Origin of the sequence: Desulfurivibrio dismutans, from assembly GCF_029210385.1 — a bacterium.
Taxonomy (GTDB): Bacteria; Desulfobacterota; Desulfobulbia; order Desulfobulbales; family Desulfurivibrionaceae; genus Desulfurivibrio; species Desulfurivibrio dismutans.
Window position 1 is genome coordinate 1 of the sequence record NZ_JARGDQ010000019.1, and the last position, 1,663, is coordinate 1,663.

Below are 1,663 nucleotides of genomic sequence, written 5' to 3' on the forward strand. Positions count from 1 at the left end.
CCTGAATCAGTGACGAGTTTTGGCGTAAGCATATCCAGCCCCATCGCTGGTTGATTTTTCTGGCTAGGCAACCGACCGCCCGAGCCAACTGAATGCAAAAAATGGTTATTAAGGCTGTTTTCAGCCCGGTTCTTTGAAAATCAGGCGATTTTGCTCAGTTTTTCGGCGCACTGCCCCCTTGTTGTGGTTGTTGCCGATCCCGCCAATGCGGACTAAGCCAAGGCCAAATGGTTGTAAACCAAGGCAAAGGCCCTGAAGCCGGGACAATGCCGGCTAAAACGCAACTTCCAGCGGCGGCCGCTGCTGATCAGGCGGCCGGCCAGGTAGATCAACTCCTGAATCACCGTCTTGATCCGTCGGCGTTTGGCCGGATGCCGGATCGGTGCCGCCTCTCCCAGTAAGCCGAGTTGGCTGATAAAGCGGAGGATATTGTAGGCCATTACCGCCATGGCCATCACCAAGGCGTTGGTGGCGAACTTGCCGGAGGGCAGACGTTCCAGATCGAGATCGGTTTTGAACTCGCTGTGGAACTGTTCGCTCAAGCCGTGGGCTTCGTAAAGCCGGATCACGCGCTCTTCCGGCAGATCGAGATTGGTCCACCAGCCTTCCACCGTAAGTTCAGGCAGCAGCAGCATCTGGCCTTTTTTGTCGATGGTGCGCTCAATTACCCGGATTACCTTGGAGAAGCGGTAAGTTTTCCCTTCGTGTTCCTGCTCCCGCCCAATGGTGAACAGGGCCACCCGCTTACCTTTGCGGGGCTCGGTCACCCGACCCTCGGCAAAGGCTTTGGCCGCCAAGGCCGAATTTTCCTTCTTGCGGGGGTTCCATTTCAGGATGTAGGAAACCCGCTGCTGCTCCCGCAGGGTTACTCGGGTTTCCACCGCATCATGGGCCGAGTCGAGTCGGACCAGCAACTTTTTGTTTTTGCCGGTCACCTGGCGGGCCTTGCTCAATACCCGCTCCAGAAAGGGGATAAAACCCTTCTGGCTGTGCTGGCTGCCGGGGCGGAGCTCGATTTCCAAACACCAGCCCTCCAGCCCCAGATAGGCAGCGATGGGGGCATAGCCATCGGTCTTGTGATAGGTGCGGGAGACGCCCTCCTTTTTGGTGTCGGAGTTATCCATCGGAAAAACATCGATATCCAACGGCACATGCCCGGTGGACTCCGCCGAAACCAGAGCCCTGCTTTTGCACAGCATCTCCACGCTGCAATGCTCCACCACCCGCCGGAACGGTTCGGCGTGTTTGTCCATCCGCTGGCGCATGATCTCGGCCGATGGCACCCGCTTTACCCCCAAGGACTTCTTGAAATAGGTGTCTTGCTGGTGGTTGCGGATCGCGTCATAGTCACTTTTGCCGATACTCAGCAGCCCGATGTAGCTGCGTAACAGATCAGGGTGCGAGGTGCCCGATGACAGCACCCCGACCTCCCGGCCCAGCATTTTGGCCAAGCTGGTGTACTTGTTCATGCACAACCCCACCAAGGCCAAACCGGAGTGGGATGAGTAGAAATCGCCTGATTGCTCAAGGATGAAACGTTGCATATTTTCACCTGCCAAGTGAGTTTTGGGAACAGGTGAAATATAGTAACATTTAGGCCATAATTCAATATTTTAGTTTGTTTTCGGACCATATTTTATTGGTCAATTATCACGGATTCAGG

Annotated in this window: 1 protein-coding gene; it reads right to left on the reverse strand. The window is 55.4% G+C overall.

Translation table 11 applies throughout. From position 1 onward, the window contains the following. Window positions 1-212: 212 nt before the first annotated feature. Entirely contained in the window at window positions 213-1,544 is a 1,332-nt protein-coding gene (locus P0N66_RS12690) for an IS1380 family transposase (RefSeq protein WP_275805994.1), read from the reverse strand. Window positions 1,545-1,663: the final 119 nt, after the last annotated feature.

Excerpts from the sequence above, each read along its gene's own strand:
- P0N66_RS12690 (WP_275805994.1), bottom strand. The coding sequence starts at position 1,544 with ATGCAACGTTTCATCCTTGAGCAATCAGGCGATTTCTACTCATCCCAC.